Origin of the sequence: Alteromonas sp. 76-1 (assembly GCF_900654235.1) — a bacterium.
GTDB classification, from domain to species: Bacteria; Pseudomonadota; Gammaproteobacteria; order Enterobacterales; family Alteromonadaceae; genus Alteromonas; species Alteromonas naphthalenivorans.
Window position 1 is genome coordinate 3,811,304 of sequence record NZ_LR136958.1, and the last position, 22,226, is coordinate 3,833,529.

3 protein-coding genes (1 of these 3 cut by a window edge) are annotated in these 22,226 nt (G+C 38.5%); all 3 read right to left on the reverse strand.

All coding sequences use genetic code 11. The annotated features are described in order from the left end of the window. Position 1 precedes the first annotated feature (1 nt). Tightly spaced (each overlapping or abutting the next), the 3 genes in view from ALT761_RS16390 to ALT761_RS16400 form a layout consistent with a single transcriptional unit that may run on beyond the window. Positions 2-10,858 carry a non-ribosomal peptide synthetase gene (locus ALT761_RS16390; protein ID WP_129740000.1) on the reverse strand — a complete coding sequence of 3,619 codons (10,857 nt, stop codon included), beginning with the start codon at positions 10,856-10,858 and terminating at the stop codon, positions 2-4. Then, positions 10,858-22,164: a non-ribosomal peptide synthetase/type I polyketide synthase gene (locus ALT761_RS16395; RefSeq protein ID WP_129740001.1), complete on the reverse strand. Its 11,307-nt coding sequence runs from the start codon at positions 22,162-22,164 to the stop codon at positions 10,858-10,860. The genes ALT761_RS16390 and ALT761_RS16395 overlap by 1 nt, the downstream gene beginning before the upstream one ends. Continuing rightward, positions 22,164-22,226: the end of a type I polyketide synthase gene (locus ALT761_RS16400; RefSeq protein WP_129740002.1), read on the reverse strand. The gene runs 4,641 nt beyond the window's last position; 63 of the gene's 4,704 nt are visible here — the last part of the coding sequence; its start codon lies beyond the right edge, outside the window; the stop codon is at positions 22,164-22,166. The genes ALT761_RS16395 and ALT761_RS16400 overlap by 1 nt, the downstream gene beginning before the upstream one ends.

Genomic DNA, 22,226 nt, shown 5'->3' on the forward strand with positions numbered 1-22,226 from the left:
ATTAAAACTCCCCTTCCTCTAAATCCTCTTCAATTGCTAGGATTTGACTTTGTTGCTGCTCCATTTTTTCTGTTAATTCCGCCGCTTCAATCCAGCTAGCTAAGGATCTAATTGTAGGATTTGTAAAAAATCGTTTTAGTGAGATTCCATTTGCAGCGCTACCAAATTTTTTATTAAGTGCACTTATCAGTCTTGTTGCCATTAAAGAGTGACCACCAATGTTGAAAAAATTTGCTTCAACGCTGATAGAATCTTGTCCCATAAGTTCTCGCCAAATTTCAGATATTTTTTCTTCTGTTTCCGAAACAGCAGCGACATACTTGTTCTGGATATTCAAATCTGTCTTCAACACGCTTAATGCTTTACGATCAATCTTCCCATTAGCCGTCAAAGGTATGCTTTCGATTAATTGGAAAAATCCTGGGTTCATATATGCTGGTAATTGAGATGCCAGTTGCTGTTTTATATAGTTAATTTGATTTTCAGTGTCTTGATTATTAGTAAGTTTGACAAAAGCGATAATGAACTTATCTCCATCACTATTTTGTTGAACAACCGTTGCACAGTTTTCTACTTCATCATTTTTAAGCAATTGGTATTCGATTTCTTCTAATTCGATTCTAAAGCCTTGCACTTTTACTTGCTGATCAAGCCTCCCGACATAAACAATTTCATTATCATTATTTAATTTAACTATATCACCTGTTCTGTATAGTCTTTCATCTCCACTATTATTTGAGAAAGGGTTTTCAACAAACTTTTCAAGTGTCAGCTTCTCTCTTCTCAAATAACCTTTCGCTAACCCAGCGCCACCTACAAATAGTTCACCAGGTACACCTTTGGGCTGTAATTCAAATTTATCATTGAGTATGTAAAATTGAGTACGATCTATAGGTTTACCAATTGAAACTTTACCATCAACAACTTGCCCGCAACTTGACCAAACGGTTGTTTCAGTTGGTCCATACATGTTCCACACTGAATTTGCTCGTTCTTCTAACTTCATTGCTAGATTGCGATCAAGGAGCTCACCTCCACAGAGTATTTTTAGTGGTGTTTTGTCTTGCCACAAATCAGAAGCCAATAACAACTTCCAACTTGCCGGTGTTGCTTGCATGATAGTAATGTCATTATCCATAATTTTATTAAATAAAATTCGGCCATCTTGAGTTGCCTCTTTATCGCAAACGACTAATTGACCACCACATAGTAGCGGTAAAAAAAGTTCCAGCACGTGAATATCAAAACTTATCGGCGTCACTGCAAGTAGCTTGTCGTTTGAATTCATGCTTGGAGTTTTCTGCATTGAACGTAGAAAATTCAATACGCTACTGTGCTGTACTTCCACGCCTTTGGGTTTACCAGTAGATCCAGAAGTATAAATCACATAGGCAATTCCTTCAGAATCAGCCAAAACAGGGAAATGTTCAATTATTTCATTTTTGTCACTAACAAGTATTTTCTCTAACATCACTATGTGACAGTCAGAAGAGATATCTAAAGTGCCTTGCAAACTTTCTTCAGACACTGCGAAAGTGCAACAAGCGTCTGACAGCATATATTCTAACCTTTCCTTCGGATAGTCAGGATCAAGCGGAAGGTATGCTGCGCCTAGCTTCCAAATAGCTAGCAATGTTGCCACCATGTGCTCTGAACGTTGTAAATGAACTGCGATTATGTCTCCTTTATTCACTCCTTCACGACGAAGATTGCTAGCCAATAAATTGATTTTTTCGACTAACATTTTATAACTGAGACATTCAGAATTAAAAATAACAGCTTTCTTTTCTAAGTTCTTCTGAGCGGTGGTTTCTATTAAGTTAGCCACCGTCAACGAATCAGCTTTAACAGAAGTTTCTTCAAGCAATGGTAGCAATTCTTTTTTATGAGATGTAGTTAGTAAATGGTGCGCAGAACAAGGTTTACTGGGCGAGTCAACAATACTTCTTACTAAAACTTCAAAATACTCACTCATTCGTTTGATTGTTTCTCTATCAAACAAATCTGTATTGTAAGACCAATTTAAATACAATTGATCCTCAAACTCAGTGACGATCAGTTCTAATTCAAATTTTATCAAGTTTTTTAGATTATCACTTGGTTCATATTTTAAACCGGGTAGCTCTAGTTCTACTTGCTCATTATTTTGTAAAATAAACATAACCTGAAAAAGCGGGCTGTGGCTCATGCTTCGCTCAGGGTTAAGCTGTTCAACTACCATCTCGAACGGGGTTGTTTGTTGTGAAAAAGCATTTAGTATAGTGTGTTTATTATTCTCTAATTGCCTTTCGAAACTTGCGTCTCCATCAATTTTAGTTCTCAAAACCACAGTGTTTACAAACAACCCTATTAAAGGTTCAAGCGCCTGATGAGTTCGTCCTGCTACAGGCGTTCCCATAACAATATCCGTATCATTACTCAACCTGCCCAGCAGAATGGAAAAGCAGGTTTGTAACCACATAAATAGTGTAGCGTCTTGCGCCCTACACATTTTTTTGATGATTTTGGTTAATTCAACATCAAATGTCTGATTTAGCGAATCGCCATTAAATGTCTGTTCAACTAGTCTATGTCTATCCAGAGGTAAGTTATGTACTTGTGGAATTCCTGTTAACTCTTTTTTCCAAAAACTGATTTCATCGAGCAATCGATCTTCACTCATCCAATCCCTTTGCCAACTCGCAAAGTCAGTATACTGAATTTCCAAAGCGGCCAGATTAGGACTCTCATTGTTTACAAAAGCAGTATAAATTTCGCTAAACTCTTTTACTAAAATGCCCATAGACCACCCATCGGATGCTATATGATGCATATTAAGTAGCACCCAATGATCTTGCGCAGCTAATTTGACCAATGTAATTCGCAGCAATAGGTCACTACTCAAGTCGAAAGCAGTATCTCTCTCGTTCAGCATTATTTGATTTAATTTTTCTTGAATTAGATCCATTTGTAGATGAGACAAATCGACTCTTTTTATTGGTAGCACAAAAGACTCGTCAATGACTTGACTCGGTTGCCCTTGAATCTCTACGAATCGAGTTCTGATTGTTTCGTGCCTTTGCACAACTGCTTCTAATGCCCTTTCGAAAGCAACAACATTAAGATCACCTTTCAAATAAAAGGCGACAGGCATATTATACTCCGTACTTTTACCAGAAAGATTATCGATGAACCACAATCGCTGTTGTGCAAAAGATAACGGTAGATTTCCATCACGGTCAACGGCTGTAATAGTCGGAATGCCGAGCTTATCAAAACCTGAACTGTCGATTGAACTTTTACAACCTATATGTTTTGCCAAGTCACCTAAAACTGGATATTCAAAAATTTCTTTAATACTTATTTCTGCCCCTGTTTCCTGACGAATTCGACTAATTAAACGAATAGCCAATAATGAATGCCCACCAATATCAAAAAAGTTACTCTGAATACTAACTTTCTTAAGGTTAAGTAAATCACTGGTCAGTTCGCAAAGTAAACATTCGAGTTTATTTGATGGAGCAACAAAATCTTGTGAGGTAAGTACTAAATCATCATTTTCAGGGAGAGCCTTGTAATTAATCTTGCCATTCCCTGTTAATGGAAATTCATGCATTGGTATTAACGTTGTTGGCATCATATATAAGGTTAGCTGCTGAGCAAGCTGCGCTTTTATTGACTCTTTAATGCTTGATAAACCTAACCAACGCTTATTTTGAGTACCAGATAACTGAATCATTTCCTCTTCGCGTCGCGCATACAGATTATATAACTCAGTACCTTCTAAATCTTTGTCTTGTTCCAGCACCACATTAAATCCATGACGCTTCAAAAGCGATTCTACGTCGTTAATTGCATTATCTACGTCATGTACTTCGACAACTAGTTGTTGAATAATTGGCCAGTGTTCTTCCTTAATGCCACTAAGTACATCCCTTTCACTTCTTTCCACATCAATCTTCAGCAAATCAATTTGTTTAATATTATGCTTCTCGATTTGCTCCGAAACAGTAGACAATGAAACTTTAACTTGCTGAGTATTCATCCTGGTTTCGGCGAGTTCAGTGTAAGACTGGGCATGCTCTTCTATTGAGTGGCCGCTTTTATTGGTGTTTTCTAGGAATTTTCTTACGATCTCAATATTATCTTGTCTTCCCTTACTGACTCCAGAATAGACCGACATATTAGGATAAAAACTAAACTCAGTTTCGGTTACCTTGTCAGATAAGCCCAGACAAAGGGGAACTATTTGAGACTGACCAAAAATCTTACTGTTAATAGAAAGCTTGTCAAATACGACAGGAATAGGCTCAAAACTAAAAATTTGTAAATGGCTAAATTGTGTCGCTAGATAAACACTAAACGTACCTATATTGGCACCAACATCAAAAACACAATCTCCATCTTTGATTGAAATACCATGTTGACTATAAATTTGATGGATAAAGATTTCGTCATATAGGTATTCGGTCTCAGCGCGATTAATACCATACAACTCCATGCCATTAGGTAATTTATGCAGCGAGTCTTTATCTATATCATTACTAACCAGTAGATTTAATGTATTGTGAGCGGCTGTTGAGGTAGAAGGGTTTAAAGTAAAATAACCCGCTAGATAGTGCTCATTAAATTTATCTTGTTTTACTGTAATGAGCGCATCATCGATACTATCTAGTGCTTTCAATTTATGAGCTATCTCTCCAGGCTCAATACGATAACCTCTAACTTTAACCTGATCATCCACTCTACCAACAAAGACTAATTGACCTTGATTGTTCCAGTAAACGAGATCTCCTGTGCGATAGAGTCGGCGACTCTTACACTCAGAACCTTTAGATTCTATGAACTGGGACTTATTAAGTGAATCAAGATTAAGGTATCCTTTTGCCAGTGATAAGCCTCCAATATAAAGCTCACCTACAGAATTCAATGGCTGAATTTGTAACTGACTGTTTAATACATACAGCTCAACATGTGGCATCGGTTGTCCAATAGGGACATTTAAAGAATCAACCTTATCTATATTGTCTTTATTTACCCAAAATGTACTACAACCAACCACCGCCTCTGTTGGACCGTACTCATTTACCAACGTTGCATTAGGTAAACGACTTGGAATCCATCGCTCGAGCGTTTTTTTAGAAAGTTGCTCTCCACCAACAATTAACAAATGTTGATTTAATGCTACCGAAGATTCAGGGATTTTGAGCGCTAAGGCATCTAAATGTGCTGGAGTAATTTTGAAAAGCCAATTTTCAGCCTGTTCCATTAAACGAATGGCCAATTCGTCGACAGCCTCCTTTCCTTCAGGTAATAATGCTACTTGTTTTCCTAAAGTTAACGGCACCAGCAATGAGGTAATGGTTGCATCAAAACATAAAGGAGTATTTACAACTGCACCAACAATAGATTTTGAAAAATAATGATTTTTGGCATAATCAATATATTCTACAAGAGCGTTGTTAGGAATCATTACGCCTTTAGGTTTACCTGTTGAACCTGACGTATAAAGGATATAAGCAAGCTGTGTTTCTTGATAAGAACTATCGATGTTCAAGTCGTCAGAGTCAAAATCGTCTAACCAATCATCATCATTTACTGAATTGTCGAGCAGTAGAAACTCAATATCTTCAAGCCGGATAGAAGTCAGCTGTGTACTTTGAAGTAGTACCATTTCTATCTCAGCATCTTGAAGTATAAACTCAGTTCTTTCTTGTGGATGGTCAGGATCTAAAGCAATATATGTAGCTCCAACTTTTAAAATTGCTAACAGTGATATCACCATTTCTATAGATCGTTCTTGATAGATACCAACCCTACTACCACTATCAATATCACTTTCTAAGAGTACATTTGCAAGTCGATTAGCTTTAATATTTAACGTAGCATAATCGATTATTAAATCACCTGATGTTATCGCTACTGAATCAGGAAACTGCTCTGCCATTTGCTCAAATTGGATGCTGAAAGATTTAATTGACTTAGGTACATCTTTCAGTGTCTCTTCCGTATCATTATTTAGCTTTCTGATTTGAGACAATTCTGAGGCAGAAATTATGCTATATTGATCGATGTTGCGGTTCGGCTCTTCAACAATTTGACCAATTAAATCACAGTAACTTTGTGAAAGTCGCTTGATTGTTTCTACTTTAAATAGATCACTGTTATATGACCAGCCTAGTATCAACTCTCCCTCAAATTCATTAACATTCAGCACTAACTCAAAATGCGATGTATTTCTGTCTTGATCTAAGGTTGTGAACGTTAGGTCAGGGAGTTGCATTTTTACATTTTCATTATTGTGAAATGAAAACGCTATCTGAAATAAAGGTGTATGAGTTGTGCTTCGCGCAGGATTAACAACTTCCACCAACGTTTCAAATGGAACATTTTGATGTTCGAAAGCATCAAAAATATGCCCTTTATTTTCGAGCAACAATTCTATAAAACTTGCATCTTGTTTTAATGCAGTTCGCAAAACAAGTGTATTAACAAAAAATCCAATTAAAGATTCGATTTCCTTATGCGTTCTCCCTGCAACGGTCGTCCCCATCACTATGTCACGATCATTGCTCCAGCGTCCAATTAGTAATGCAAATACGGATTGCATTACCATAAAGGGGGTGCTCTGCGTATGTTGTGCTAAGTTAGCAATTTGCCGGTTAAGTTCATTATCGATCTTTTGAAAATAGGTAGCCCCATTATAGGTGGCTTGAGTAGGACGAGGAAAATCCAATGGTAATTGATGAACTAACGGTAAGTCTTCTAATTGCTTTTTCCAATAATCAATATCTTCATGTAAATGCCCATCTTCCATCCACTGTTTTTGCCACATAGCATAATCTGAGTATTGAATTGATAAATCTGGCAATTGTGGCGCCCGATCGTCACATGAAGCTGTATAAAATTCACAAAATTCTTTAACCAGAACTCCTAATGACCAACCATCGGAAGCGATGTGATGCATGTTGAACAATACTAAATAATCATCTTTATTTTGTTTAACAAGTAAGACTCTGAGCATCGTATCTTTACTTAAGTCAAAAGGAGTATTTGACTCTTTCTCAATCAAGTCCTTGATATACTCACTCTTTATCGACTCTTCTTGTTCAGAAAAGTCATAATACTTAACACTCGCTGCTACACCTTCGTTTACTTTTTGGTATGGATAATTATTTTTCTCGTGAAATGTTGTTCTTAAAACATCGTGACGGTTAATTATTCTGTTAAATGCATCATTAAAAGCTTCTTGGTTAAGCTGCCCCGACAATCTAAATAAGCCAGGCATATTGTACTGTAAACTTGAACCCTCCATTTTGTCGATGAACCATAATCGCTGCTGAGCAAACGAAAGTGGAACTAATAAGTCTTTAGTTTTTTTAACCGCTGTGATAGCTGGAAGTTTTGATATTGATTTGGACGTCTCAATAGCAATAGATTGCGCTTGAATGGTAGGTGAAGAGAAGACCGATTTTAAACTGAGTTCTACATCATAACGATCCCTAATATGACTTAGCAATCTTAAGGCCAGTAAAGAATGCCCTCCGACTTCGAAAAAAGAACTGGTAACACTAACCTGCTCAAGTCCCAACAATTGACACCAATAGGTCTGCAATTCAATTTCAATATCACTACTTGGAGCTATATATCTATCGATTTCACTAATTTGCTCTTCGGTCTTAGGTAGGGCCTTACGATCCAACTTTCCATTATTAGTTAAAGGCAATTTATCGATTATCACCCAATGATTTGGCATCATATACTCTGGTAAGGAATCTCTAATTGATTGACGGCAATCATTGAGAATTCGCTTTTTGTTTTCTGTTAACGAGCCATGTTGTTGAACAATACTTTTATCCTGGGGAACAATATAGGCGATCATTTTTGCATCTTGAACAGAGCGTTCTTTCGTTTCTGCGTTCAACACTACGACAGCATTTTGTACCTTATTTTGCGCTTGCAGTACTTGCTCTATCTCAGCAAGTTCTATTCGATAACCTCGAATTTTTACTTGATCATCAATTCGACCAATAAAAGCTAAAACACCATCAGGTAACCAGCGAACTAGATCACCCGTTTTGTAGAGAGTTTTAGACGAAATGTCAGACTGTAATTCTTTAGGTAAAGTGTTAGTTTCTATGAATTGTTTATTCGTTAATTCTTCTCTATTGAGATAACCTTTTGCGACTCCAGCTCCAGCAATGTATAACTCACCAGCTCCACCGATAGGTTGAATTTGCATTTCATTATTAAGAACAAGTAGCTGGGAATTCTGAATTGGTTTACCAATCGGAACAGCGTGAGAATTTTTTAATGCATCGACTTGTGCTTCATCTTGGACAATATAAGTAGTGCAACCTACAACGGTTTCTGTTGGACCGTATTCATTGATAAAGTGTGCATTTCTCAACCGATTTTTTTTCCAACGAGAAAGCGTATGAACTGTTAATTGTTCACCACCTATAACTAATACATGATGAGCCATAGAAGCTTTTGATTCTTCGACGTGCAGTTCTACTGCATTTAGGTGTGCAGGTGTTAATTTAAATAACCAACTTTTTGAATCAAGTAACTTTGCGCTTAGCTGCGATAACATCTCCTCACCGTTTGCTAGCAAGTAAACCGACTTGCCACAACAAAGCGGTAACATAATTGACGTTACTGTTGCATCAAAACAGAGTGGCGTACACACGATTGCACCATTTATCTCATCATTTATATAATTTGTTAGTGCATGCTGCAGATAATTATCAAGCCCGCCGTGCGTGATTTTCACTCCTTTAGGCTTGCCAGTAGAACCTGAAGTGTAAAGAATATAAGAGAGTTGTTCGGAATCTATAGTTGAAACAGATTCTAATTCCGTTTCGTAGTCAGATAACCATTCTCTATTGTCTCGAACGGTTTCAACGAGTACTGTATCAAAGCGAGTTAATGGGAATTGCTTGATTAACGTTTCGCTGATCAAAACAAGTTCGACAGCGGCATCTTCACATATAAAATCAATTCGACTTTGGGGGTACGAAGTATCTAAAGGAACGTAACATGCGCCAACTTTTAATATAGCCAATATCGCGATTAATTGCTCAAGACTGCGGTCGAACAGTACTCCTACATGAGCATTGCTTCCTAACTCACATTCTATTAAATAATTTGCGAGCTGATTAGAAAAGCAATCAAGTTGCCGGTATGTTAAAGTGTCAGCTCCACAAATAGCTGCTATTGAATCTGGAGATATAGTAACTTGATGATTAAAACGCTTTATTATGTTGTTAGTTTCGTCCGCTTTCTCGCCATAGCCTATACCTAATTGAATTAGGGTTTTTAAATCATTTTGTTCAACTATTGGCACTGACATAATAGGTGACTCTGGGTTTAACATACATTCTCGCAACAGAGTCTTGTACGCATTTGCCATACTGACAATTGAATCTTGTAAGAATAAGTCCGTATTGAACGACCATAAGATACCAAGTGAATTTGCATCCTCTGTAATACTAATTTCCAAATCAACTTTGGCAGTTTTTACTTGGTTTGGTAGTGTTTCTACTGTTAGACCGTTAAGATTTAATTTACCTGCATTTGTATTATTAAGTCCAAACACAATTTGAAACAATGGAGAAATAGATGGATCGCGCTCTGGGCTTAGTGCTTCAACCAACATTTCAAATGGAATAGTTTGGTTTGTGAAGTCAGTAAATAGATTTTCTTTATTCTGCTTCAAATAAGTGCCAAAAGATAAGTCGGAGCTAAAATCATTTCTTAAAACTAAAGAATTAATAAAAAAGCCAATTAATGGCTCTACTTCTGGATGGGTTCTACCAGCTAGAGGAGTTCCCATAACTATGTCACACTCTCCACTTAGCCGACTAACCAGTAATGCAAATACGGTTTGGAGATAAGTAAACAAAGTAACATCTTGTGCTTTACAAAACTGTTTAATTTGCGCGAATGTTTCTGAATCGAGCTGAATAAATTCAAAATCGCCATTATATGTTTGCTGAGCGGGTCTTGTTTTATCTAATGGAAGTTGATGGACTGAGGGGCAGTTTTCCAGTTTACTGGTCCAGTAAGTTAATTGGTCTTGTAAGGCTTCGCTATTGAGCCACTCTCTTTGCCAAGCCGCGTAATCGCCATATTGTAATTCTAATGGTGGTAATGGATTCTGACCGCCTCTCGAGAAAGCATTGTAAAGTTCACAAAACTCGGAAACGAGAATGCCTAATGACCAGCCATCAGATGCAATATGATGTAAATTAAAGATCACAATATGTTCGGTAAGGGACGTTTTAATCAGATGAGTCCTGATTAGTACCCCTTTTGTGAGATCGAACGTCGTATTTGCTTCAGACGCCACTAGCGATTCAAGTTGCTTTTCTCTTTCATCCAACGATTTGTTTTGATAATCAAGGTATAGAATATTATCAGTGAGCTGCTCATTGATAATTTGATACGGCATGCCATCTCTTTCAATAAATTGAGTTTTTAATACTTCATGCCTATCTATAATGGTAGAAATCGATTTTCGGAAAGCTTGTTCATCCAAAATGCCTGAAAGCCTGAGGACGTTAACCATGTTAAATTGCGCACTTTTACCTTCGAGCTTATCAACGAACCATAATCGTTGTTGAGAAAAAGATAACGGAGTTTCTGTTTTTTTATCTCGTGGAGTTATTGAACCACTACCCACCCCTTCTTGCTTTTCGGTGTGCTCTATTTGATTTAGATATTGAATTATCTCTTTTTTATTATTCTTCACTTGCACTTTCAAGTCATCTGGGAATCCTTGTTCACCAGCAACAAACGCTAGTTGCCCTTCTTTCAAATAAAGAACGATATCCAAAGCAAGTGCTTTATCAATAATGGATTCAATACTACTCATTAAATAATACCTTCTTCTCGGGTTTCGCTTTGGATTAGCAATTCCTTTTTAATTTTTACTTGTTGACTGAGAATTCGTTTTGAGATTGACTCTGCAATGCTCTTAATGACTGGGTCTGCAAAAAAATCCCTTAGTGAAAACTCTATACCTTCCTGAGAAAATTCAGTTCTGATATGGCTGATTAATCGAGTTGCAATTAGTGAATCTCCTCCTAAACTAAAAAAGTTGTCATTAATTCCTATCTGTTCTATTCCTAGCAACACCTGCCAAATTGCGACGATTCTTTTTTCAATATCTGTTTCGGGAGCTACGAATGTCTCATTTAACTCAGGACGCGTATACAGTTGGCGTGTTTCAGAAATGTCTGAGTTTTCTACACATTGTTTAAGTCTCTCATATAACGAACCTGTTGAGTTAATTATTTGTGCGGTATTACGCACCGACATTACATGATTAAATGCCTTAACTCCTTGTTCAAAGGTCATACTGTATGGGTCAATTAGTCCTATGCCAGGACTAGATTGTTCAACCCATCCATCCCAATTCACACTTAGCCAAAAATAATCTTCTTCGTTATGCTTTTTATTTACAAAAGCATCCATGAATGTATTGGCTGTAGCATAAGCAGAAAAACCCAAACCGCCCAAAACCGACGACAAAGAAGACATTAATAAGCAGAATTCAGGTTTAGTTTTCTTAAATAATTGCTCTAGTACAAGCACGCCTTTAATCTTTGTTTCGAATTGTCTCTGATAATCTTGCTCTTCCAGTTCCTGCAATGGCCGTACAAAATTACTTAAATCTGCCGCTGCGTGGACAACTCCATTAATATTGCCAAATTGATTTTCAACAGCGTCAAAAATTTGTGTCATTGATTCAAGACATGCAACATTACCTTGATAAACAGTAACGGTCGAGCCCAAAGATTCAATTTCTAACAAGTTTTTAATTTTTTCTTTAACTACGCTATCAATGCCAGAAGTATTTTGATCTGACAATATCTGATTCCATAACGATTTAGAAGGAAACGAAGAACGTGACAGCAATACTAAATTCACTTCGGATGCCTGTGCGATAAACCTGGCTAATGCCAAACCTATTTTTCCTAGTCCGCCAGTTATGAAATAAGTTCCTTTAGGCTTTATATAAGATGCCTGATCGCCTTCAGACACTTTTGATGAACTTTGCAATTTGTTAAAGCACTGTACCCATCGATTTTTCCCCCTGTATGCAATTTTTCTTTCCCTTGTATTGGCGCCTAATTCGTGTACTACTCTTTTTGCCCAGAGTTGTTTAGCTTCAAGTTCACACGCATCATCGATATCAATAATGTAGCTAGAAACGTTGGGATATTCTTGTTGTAAAACTGTTGAAATGCCAGAAATCATAGCATTTTTTGCACAAATACTTTCTTCGCCTGTAACACGATTAAAAGCATTGCCGATAACATTTACTTCAAAACTCTCCTGATTAATTAAGTTCCCCATATTCTGAATACTGTATAACAGACTAGCGGATCCGATTGGTAATGACACCGGTGATTCTAAATACTGATTTTCATCTGATATACATGGTTCACTGACATTTGCTGACCAGCAATGGATAATACGAGTAACTCGTAAACCGCTTTCTTCTATGCGATCGAACAATTTTTTATAATCTGTTGGTTGATTAGCTTTAATCTCAAATTCAGCATTACCGCTATCAGAAAATTGCTCGCCAGCCCGCACAATCAAAACGGTTTGATTTGCTTCATTAAGCAATGTAGCTATAGCATCACCGACGCCTCGCTCATCAGCGAATATTAAATTACAATGAGCATTACTTCCCCCCCTTTCAGAGCATACATTAGATTTCAATTGCCATGAGGGAACATAGAACCAATCAGCAACTTCGCCCTGTTTTTGATGGCTAACTTGTTGGCCGTAAATATTATTCTTATTAATATCTATCCAATAACGCTCTCGCTCAAATGGATAAGTGGGCAACGGTACCCGGCGTACTTTACCTCGCACTTGCTGCCAGTCTATCGTTACACCGCGTAGCCAGCATTCACCTAGCATTCCCAGTAACACTTCTCTATCTGCTAACGCTTGCTGACTATGCCGCATGCTGTGTACCAGCGTGTGATTGCCCGCTAAACCATGTTGTCTCACCAGCGAACCCAATACCATTCCCGGCCCCACTTCCAGCCAGACTGCACCCGCTGATAAACCTTCTTCCTGATGAATGTACTCTATACCCTCTGAAAACCTCACCGCTTCTCTTACATGCTTCAGCCAGTAACTCGCAGCTGTCACCTCTTTGCCCGCTAGTTTACCTGTCACATTACTCACGTAGCGCTGCTCCGGGGCACGTAATTCAACGCTCGATAATTCCGCCTCAAAATCTCCTAGCATCCCTTCCATCATCGAAGAATGGAAAGCATGAGATGTCGGTAACCGTTTGCTCATTACATCGTCTGCTGACAACGTTATTTCTAACGCCTCTATTGACGCCGACGGACCTGATACTACGCTGCTTTTCCGACCATTTAACGCTGCAATACTTAGGTCCGTTCCTTCCAGGTACGTTGCTAAACCGGCTTCATCTAACCCCACCGACAACATCGAACCTGGCGCCATCGCTTGCATTAAGCGACCTCGCGCGCTCACTAGTTTCAGGGCGTCAGGTAAGCTCATTACCCCCGCTAAACAAGCCGCAACATATTCACCCAGACTGTGACCTATCATCACCTCCGGGCGCAGCCCCCATGACAACAATAACTTCGCTAAGCTATATTCAACCGCAAACAAAATCGGTTGTGTCAGTCGTGTTTGCGCTAGTAACGCTGAGCTTGCTTCACTTTCCGCCGCAAAAAGCGCTACCCGAATATCTGATTCTATCTGTGGCATTCCTATATGGGCTTTCAGCAAGTCCGCGCATTCGTCCAGCTGTTGTTTGAACACTGGCTCCTGTTCGTAAAGCCCCGCGCTCATCCCTATATATTGGGTACCTTGACCACTGAACATCCATACCTGCGCTGGCTGATGACCTGACTCACAAACACCTCTTTTAAGGCCCTGAGGCTGAGATAACTGCTCTATTGCACCTGTCTGACTATGACATACCGCATAACCTCGGTACTCATAATCACTGCGACCCACTTGCAACGTAAAGCTGACATCCGATAGCGCTTGATGCGTATTCGCGGATAAGTGGCGGCTTAAGTTCTCTTGCATCTGCGTCAGGGCTGTCTCCGTTTTCGCAGACAAAATCAGCAATTGAGCTTTGTCATCTACCGACTCTTCATGCCTTAGCAACGGGGCCTCTTCCAGCACTACATGCGCATTAGTGCCACCTATACCAAATGAACTCACTCCGGCTCTGCGTGGTGTCTCTCCATCGCGCGGCCACGCTTTTAATTCTGTGTTTACATAAAACGGACTGTTCTCAAAATCTATCTCTGGATTCGCCTGCTTGAAATTGATGCTGGGGGGCAATTGCTGGTGTTTTAACGCTTCAACCGTTTTTATTAATCCTGCTACGCCAGCTGCCGCATCTAAGTGACCAATATTGGGCTTTAATGACGTAATCGCACAACTACCAGAAGCATTCGCACCAAACACTTTATTCAATGCTTTTATCTCTATTGGGTCCCCAAGTTTAGTACCTGTACCATGCGTCTCAATATATTGAATCGATGCAGCATCGACTGATGCCACATCCAATGCATCTCGAATGACGCTCGCTTGACCGAAGACGCTTGGCGCTGTATATCCTACCTTACCTGAGCCATCGTTATTAACAGCAGAGCCTTTTATCACCGCATGAATAGTATCTCCATCGTCAATCGCATCATCTAAACGCTTTAATAAAACGACACCGACGCCACTCCCACCGCGAGTACCAGATGAATCTTTATCAAATGCACGACAATGACCGTCTTTGGAACCTATGCCCCCATCTTGGTATAGATAACCTGAAGGCTCAAGTTGAGCTATACCGGCACCTCCAGCAACAGCCATTTCGCACTCGTCCAATAGTAGGCTTTGGCATGCCTGGTGTAAACTAACCAGCGAGGTTGAACAAGCAGTAGAAGTATTGATTGCTGGTCCCACCAGATTCAATCGATATGATAATCTTGTAGCAGTATAGTCTTTGCTATTAGCATGTAATACAGCCATACCAAAATCGTTCATTAGTTCTGTGTTTGAGAGAAGATTGTTAAGCAAATAATTACTATCCCCTGAGCCAACAAATACACCAACATTTCTTGCAATACTCTGGTTGCCATATCCAGCTTGCTCTAGAATTTCATACGTAGTTTCAAATAACAATCGTTGTTGGGGGTCTAAAACCTCTGCTTCTCTTGGTGTAAAACCAAAAAATTTAGCATCGAACGATTTCAAACCATCTAAAACAAAGCCTGACTTTACATAATCAGGGTGATTGATTAGTACTTCACTTACACCCGCATCTTTAAGTTCTTCTTCTGAAAAATGCTGAAGTGACTCTTTTCCACTTTTGATATTTTGCCAAAATGCATTGACGGTATTTGCATCAGGAAACCTAACAGAACTCGCAATGATTGCTATATCTATATTTTTATTATCACCACCAACACGTGCTCTAGGCTTTCTTTTACTATCGGGTTGATTTTTACTTCCCGTTCTGATGAACGTTGCAAGCTCATTAATAGTTGGATACTCAAATATGTCTGTAACATCTATCTCAATGTTGTGGATTTCTTCAAGTTGCCTTTGCAACTGAATACTTAAGAGCGAATTACCGCCGATATCAAAAAAGTTATCGTGAACTCCCAATGAATCAATGCCTATTAGATTACTCCATAATGACACTAATTTCTGCTCTAATTCCCCATTTGGCACTTGTACGTCACTAACTTTTAATATTTTTCGAGTGTTCTTAGGCAATTGCTTTCTATCTATTTTCCCGTTACTTGACAATGGTAATTCTGGAAGAAATACAAAATGAGCTGGCACCATGAAGTCGGGGAGAGTAGTTTTTAAAATAGATTTAATTTCAGCTACTCTATCAAGGCCCTTAGTATTAACTTCCTCATCAAATTCAGGCAATTGACCTGTAGATTTAGATGAATTGCTATCCACAATAAATGCTACTAGATTTGATCCCGCATTATCGGTTTGTTGTGCGATTACTACACAATCCGCGATTAAAGGGATAGCACAGATTTGAGATTCAATTTCACCTAACTCTATTCGAACACCGTTAACTTTCACCTGAAAATCAATTCGCCCACTATATTCCAAGTAGCCTCTATTGTTCCAACGTGCTAAATCTCCCGTTCTGTACAACCTCGAAACTAGACCAATTCCAGGATCTATTTCTATAAATCTCTCACGCGTGAGATACACATCATTTATATATCCCTTCGCTAAACCGACACCGCCGATATACAATTCGCCGACACAACCTGGAGGGACTATTTTTCTATTTTTATCAAGAACATAAAGCTGTATATTATTAATAGGCCTACCAATTGGTATCTGGCGGCATCCATTACTTGGACTGCATTCCCAGAATGATACGTCAATTGCAGCCTCTGTAGGACCATATAAGTTATGCAACTTAGTTTTTGCTTTGAGTACTGTATCATTAGCATAGAATGCTTCCACTAAACTCGTACTAAGGGCTTCGCCACTACAAAAGACATGTTTTACATTCTTAAGATCATACCATTGTTCAGCTTTTAATATTTGTGAAAGCAGGGAAGGTACGAAATGGAGTGTTGTTACATCATATTGCTCTATCGTTTTTCTTAAATACTTAGGATCTTTGTGACCTAAAGGTTTAGCAATAACTAAAGTTGCTCCCTCTTGAAGCGGCCAACAAAACTCCCAAACAGATACGTCAAAACTGAATGGAGTCTTTTGCAATACTACGTCTGATTGGTTTAGCTGATATTCGCCTTGCATCCAGTGAATACGATTCACTAAAGCCTGGTGTTGTACCATCACTCCTTTCGGTTTGCCCGTCGAGCCAGATGTATAGATTACATAAGCCAAATTCGTGGAATGATAGAAAACCTCATTTTCAATTAAATTTCCCTCATCGATTAACGCTAGCTGTTTATTTAATTCAATGTCATCGAGTATCAGGTGTCGGCAAGATAGCTTTGAAAGTTGGGTGTGGCACTCTTGTTGAGATAACACTAACTTAACCTCTGCGTTATCAAGCATATACTGCTGTCGTTCAACAGGAAAGTCCGGTTCGATTGGCATATATGCTGCCCCAGCTTTCCAAATTGCATAAATACCTATAACCATTTCAAAAGAACGTTGGCAAATCAAGCCAATACAGTCATTTGTCTTTACACCTTGTTTCAATAAATAGCGAGCAAGTCTGTTACTTCGTTGATTCAATTCAGCGTAAGTCATCACTTCATTGTTGAAAATAAGTGCATTATTTTTTGGATATAAATCAACTGCGGATTGAAAAAGTTGATGGAAACACACAGAGTCATCGAATTGCGTTTCTGTCGAATTCAACTCACTGGTTAAAGTGAATTTATCTTCCTCTGTTATCACTTCATATTCGCCGGTATTAAGCTCCGGGCTTTCGACCACTTGAGTCAACAATGAGACAAAACTCTTAGAAAGTCTTTCAATACTATCGGTTTCGAAAAGGTCCTTGTTATAACCCCAAAATATACTTAGGCCTTGCTCAGTATCCTGTGCAACGATATCTAAGTCGCATTTAACATATTGCCCATTGCGGTTTACTGTTTTTATTTCTAAACCTGTTAACGAAAATGCCTCATTCTGATTATTTTGTAACGTGAACATAATTTGAAATATAGGGCTATGACTCAAACTTCTGACAGGGTTGAGTTTATCTACTAACATTTCAAATGGGATGCTTTGATGATCATAAGCTTCAATAAAACCTTTGCCATTTTTGGTTAATAACTGACCAAAAGTTTCATCTGGCAATACATGTGTTCTGAGAGGTAATGTATTAACAAAAAAACCAATAACTGAGTTTAGGCTTTCTTGTAACCGCCCTGAAATAGGAGTGCCGATTACAATATCTTGTTCACCACTGTAGCGATTCAGTAATAGTGACAATGTTGTTTGGAGAAAAACAAAAGGGGTGATTTGATAAGAAAGAGAAAGCTGTTCGACTTTTTCCATCAAGTTTTGCGAAATCGTCTGTTTGACGAAGTCGCCCCGATAACTTTGTTTTTTTGGTCTTTCATAATCGAGAGCTAAACCATGGACAGAGGGAATATCTGCAAGCTTATCTCGCCAATATTCAATGTGCTGCTCATAAAATGTTCCGGTCAGAACATTTTTTTGCCACATAGCAAAATCACTATACTGCACAGGTAATTCAATTAGCGCTGCATGTGTATTGCCAACATATTGATTGTAGAATTCGCTTATTTCATTAACTAGCACACCCAATGACCAACCATCAGAGATGATATGATGGATATTAAATACTAAAAAATGACGTTGTTTAGCCGCTTGTACAAGCGAGATTCTTATCAATAAATCGTGTTCAAGGTCAAAAACATGGTTAATCTCTTTTGTGATTAAGTCATCAACAAATTGAGGTATTTGCTTATTTTCTAATACAATATTATTTTCAGAAAGTTCAACTGACGCTGATGAAAATGTCTCTTCACTAATTATCTGTAGCGGCAGCTGTTCATCATCGCTTATAACGGCCTGATACTGACCTGAAACTTCCTTAAATTTTGTTCTCAAGCCTTTATGTCTGGACATTACTTTTCGCAGTGCTACTTGCAAAGCATTCAATTCCAATTGTCCATTTAGCTCAAAGCAATTGACTATGTTGTATTGCGGTGAGCCAGATTCAAGCTTATCAATAATCCACAGCCGCTGTTGTGCATACGACATTGGGTAAACACCATCATTGCCCAAGGATTCAATTATTGGCAGCGAAATAGACTGTGCGTTTTTCTCTATTGCCAATGCGAATGCTTCGATAGTGGGATTTTGAAATATTAATTTCAGCGGAACATCAATGCTCAACTGTGCTTTTATCTTTCCAATCAACCGTGTCGCAAGTAGAGAGTGTCCACCTAGCTCAAAAAAGTTATCTTGTATGCCAATCGGTGATACATTTAATAATTCCTCCCAAATTTGACACAAAACAAGTTCTTTTTCACTAGCTGGCTCTACGTGATCATTCTGATTAATGACGCTTTTGTCAGGCAAGGGCAGCGCTTGTCTGTCAATTTTGCCGCTTTGAGTTAATGGCATTTTAGGCAACAAAATGAACACTGCAGGAATCATAAAACTAGGTAATGTTTCTGCAAGTTTGGATCTTATGGAAGAAGCTATAATCTCGTTTGATGACTGATCAGCATCAATGTCCGAGTTTTTTGCTACTACATAAGCGATTAATCTCTTTTCTCTGGCAATCGAATCGTCAACTACAACTACACTTTCTTTAACTTCTTGTAGACTATTAATTGCGCTAATGATTTCACCCAATTCAATTCGAAAGCCGTTTATCTTTACTTGATGATCCACTCGACCGATAAATACTAATTGGCCTAGTTCATCCCAGCGAACCAAATCACCTGTTTTGTATACACGCCCTTCTCTTCCGAACGGGTTAGGTACAAACTTTTCTTGAGTTATGGATGCATTGTTCCAATACCCTCTGGCCAACCCTTTACCACCAATATATAACTCTCCTACAGCCCCTAATGGAGCTAACTGATTTGAAGAGGCCATCACATATAGTTCAGTGTCACTTATCGCCCTACCTATTGTTGGTTCAATTTCAATAGTGGCTGTAAACTCAGCATGTGTAGAATAGGTTGTATCCTCTGAGGGACCGTACAAATTGTTCACTCTTTTGGCTGATGTTTGAGTTATTGTCCGATTGACCAGCGCTCGAGTCAGCGGTTCGCCAGCGACGTTGATAGTAACTACGCTCTTCGGTATTGCATTATTATCTAAAACACTTATTAACGCACTTGGTACGGTGTTAATTAGCGTCGGTTCTAACTTTGAATTATCAACCAATGCCAAAATATTTTCGACGAGCAGCACTTTACCGCCACTTGCTAATGCACTCCAAATTTCAAAAACAGACAAATCAAAACAAATCGAGGTAGAAAATAAAACACTTTTGGTTTCTTCCTGAGTAAATGTGTTTTGACACCAATTTACTAACGCCGCGACTGATTTGTGCTCTATGCATACCCCTTTGGGCTTTCCTGTAGAACCTGACGTGTAAATTATGTGAGATAAATAATCGCTACAGATCTTGACCTCTTTTTCAGTTAAATTTTTCTGAGAAAATTCGGCATACCTCTCTCGTTCGTCAATAAATAGAGTATCAATAGTAAATACATGGTTACTAATTTTACGCTCGGTGATGACAAGTTTAGATTGTGCATCTAAAAGCATATAATCTAATCTTTCTGATGGGTAAGCAGGATCTAGAGGAAGGTAAGCTGCTCCAGCCTTGTGAATTGCAAGCAAGGCTACAACCAAGTCAATACTTCTCCCTAAACAAAGCCCAACAACATCTTGATTTTGGACACCTTGAGCGATTAAATAGCGAGCCAGTTGATTTGCACTTGCGTTTAGCTTGGCAAAGGTAATACTTTGTTCACCACAGCTAATTGCTATATCTCGTGGTTGATTGTCTACCTGCTGTTCAAATAATTGATATGGGCACATCGACATCAAGTCTGGTTTTGTGCCTGTTTCTGAAACGCGATTATTTCTTGATTTAAGCGTGTTGAGTTCTTTATCTGAAACGAGTTTTAGATGCTCTAGAGGGCATTCACAATTACACAAAACTCCATCAATAATTTGTCGAAAAGTCTTTGCAAAATTAGCAATAGTCGCCCGTTCAAATAATGCCGTGCTGTATGTCCAATTAACGAGTAAACGGCTATCCACCTCACCAATATAGAGCTCCAAGTCAAATTTAGTAGCTGGTGAATCAGAAAAAATAGGGGCTAAACTCAAGTCACTCAATCGAATATCATTTTGACTTTGGTTATCTAAAGTAAATAACACTTGAAAAACGGGGCTATAACTTAGACTTCTTTTAGGTTTTAGTTTCTCTACTAATAACTCAAATGGGATTTCTTGATGATTAAACGCCTCAACAATGTCCTTTTTATTTTGTTTAAGCAAAGATAAAAAAGAATGTTTTCGTACTATTTGCGTTCTTAACACCAACGTATTAGCGAAGACACCAATCAAGGACTCTAGCTTCGTATCTGGTCTCCCCGCAACAGGTGTGCCCATAACAATATCGAGTTCGTCACTAAAATAACTAAGCACAATCGCGTAAACTGTTTGCATAAACATAAACATTGTTACGTCATGTTTCTTGCAAAATAACTTAATATGCTCCGTCAACTTGCTATCAAACTCCTGGAAAAATATTTTACCAGTAAAATCTTGTTGTGTTGCTCTCGGACGGTCCAAAGGCAAAGAATGCACGGGTGGCAGTTCAGCTAAATATTGATGCCAAAAACTCAGTTGCGATGACATACTTTCACTTTTAAACCAACTACTTTGCCATTGGGCATAGTCAGAATATTGAAGCGGTAATGGTGTTAGTGTTATTGGTTTACTTTCACAAAGTGAGTTATATATTGTTCCAAACTCTGAAATTAACACTCCCATTGACCAACCGTCAGATACTATGTGATGCATATTCAGCATTACAACGAATTCTGTTTCGGACAGTGTAATTAAATGTATGCGCATTAAGACATCTGTCTTAAGGTTAAATGGGTTAGCGATATCTGACGCTAATAATTGTTCTATCCTCTTTTTTTGCTGTGATTCATCCACTGTTGATAGGTCAACTTCCTGAAACGGCAGCTCAACTTTTTCTCGATCTAATACCCATATTTGATCATTTTGTTCAACAAAACTGCTACGTAATATTTGATGTCTATCCAGTATTGTTGAAAACGCTTCCACTAAGGCAGTTTTATTCAATCTACCTGTTAATCGATAAGCGGCAGACATATTATACTGGCTGCTTCCTTCTCCTAGCTGATCGATGAACCACAATCTTCGTTGGGCATAAGACATTGGTGCAGGTGCGTCAGTGTCTTTGCGCTTTTCCAAAGGCGGTAGTTGTGAGACTTGCTTTCTATGTTCAAGCTTTTGTAAATAAGCAATGATTTCTTGTTTGTTTTCCTTCAGCTTATTTTTTAATGATTCAGATAACTTAGCTCTTGTGGCTTCAAATTTTAACTTACCATCCTCTAGATATAGAATTACACCTTCATCAATTGCCTCTTGAACGAGCGACTGCATTGACATCAAATTTCTCCCTCTTCAACAACAGATTCTGTCGCACGTAACTCTGATACCAGCGTTGCTAA

What these genes read in the sequence shown, in the direction of transcription:
- ALT761_RS16390 (WP_129740000.1), bottom strand. Translation starts at nt 10,858, where the DNA reads ATGAGTAGTATTGAATCCATTATTGATAAAGCACTTGCTTTGGATATC.
- ALT761_RS16395 (WP_129740001.1), bottom strand. Translation starts at nt 22,164, where the DNA reads ATGTCAATGCAGTCGCTCGTTCAAGAGGCAATTGATGAAGGTGTAATT.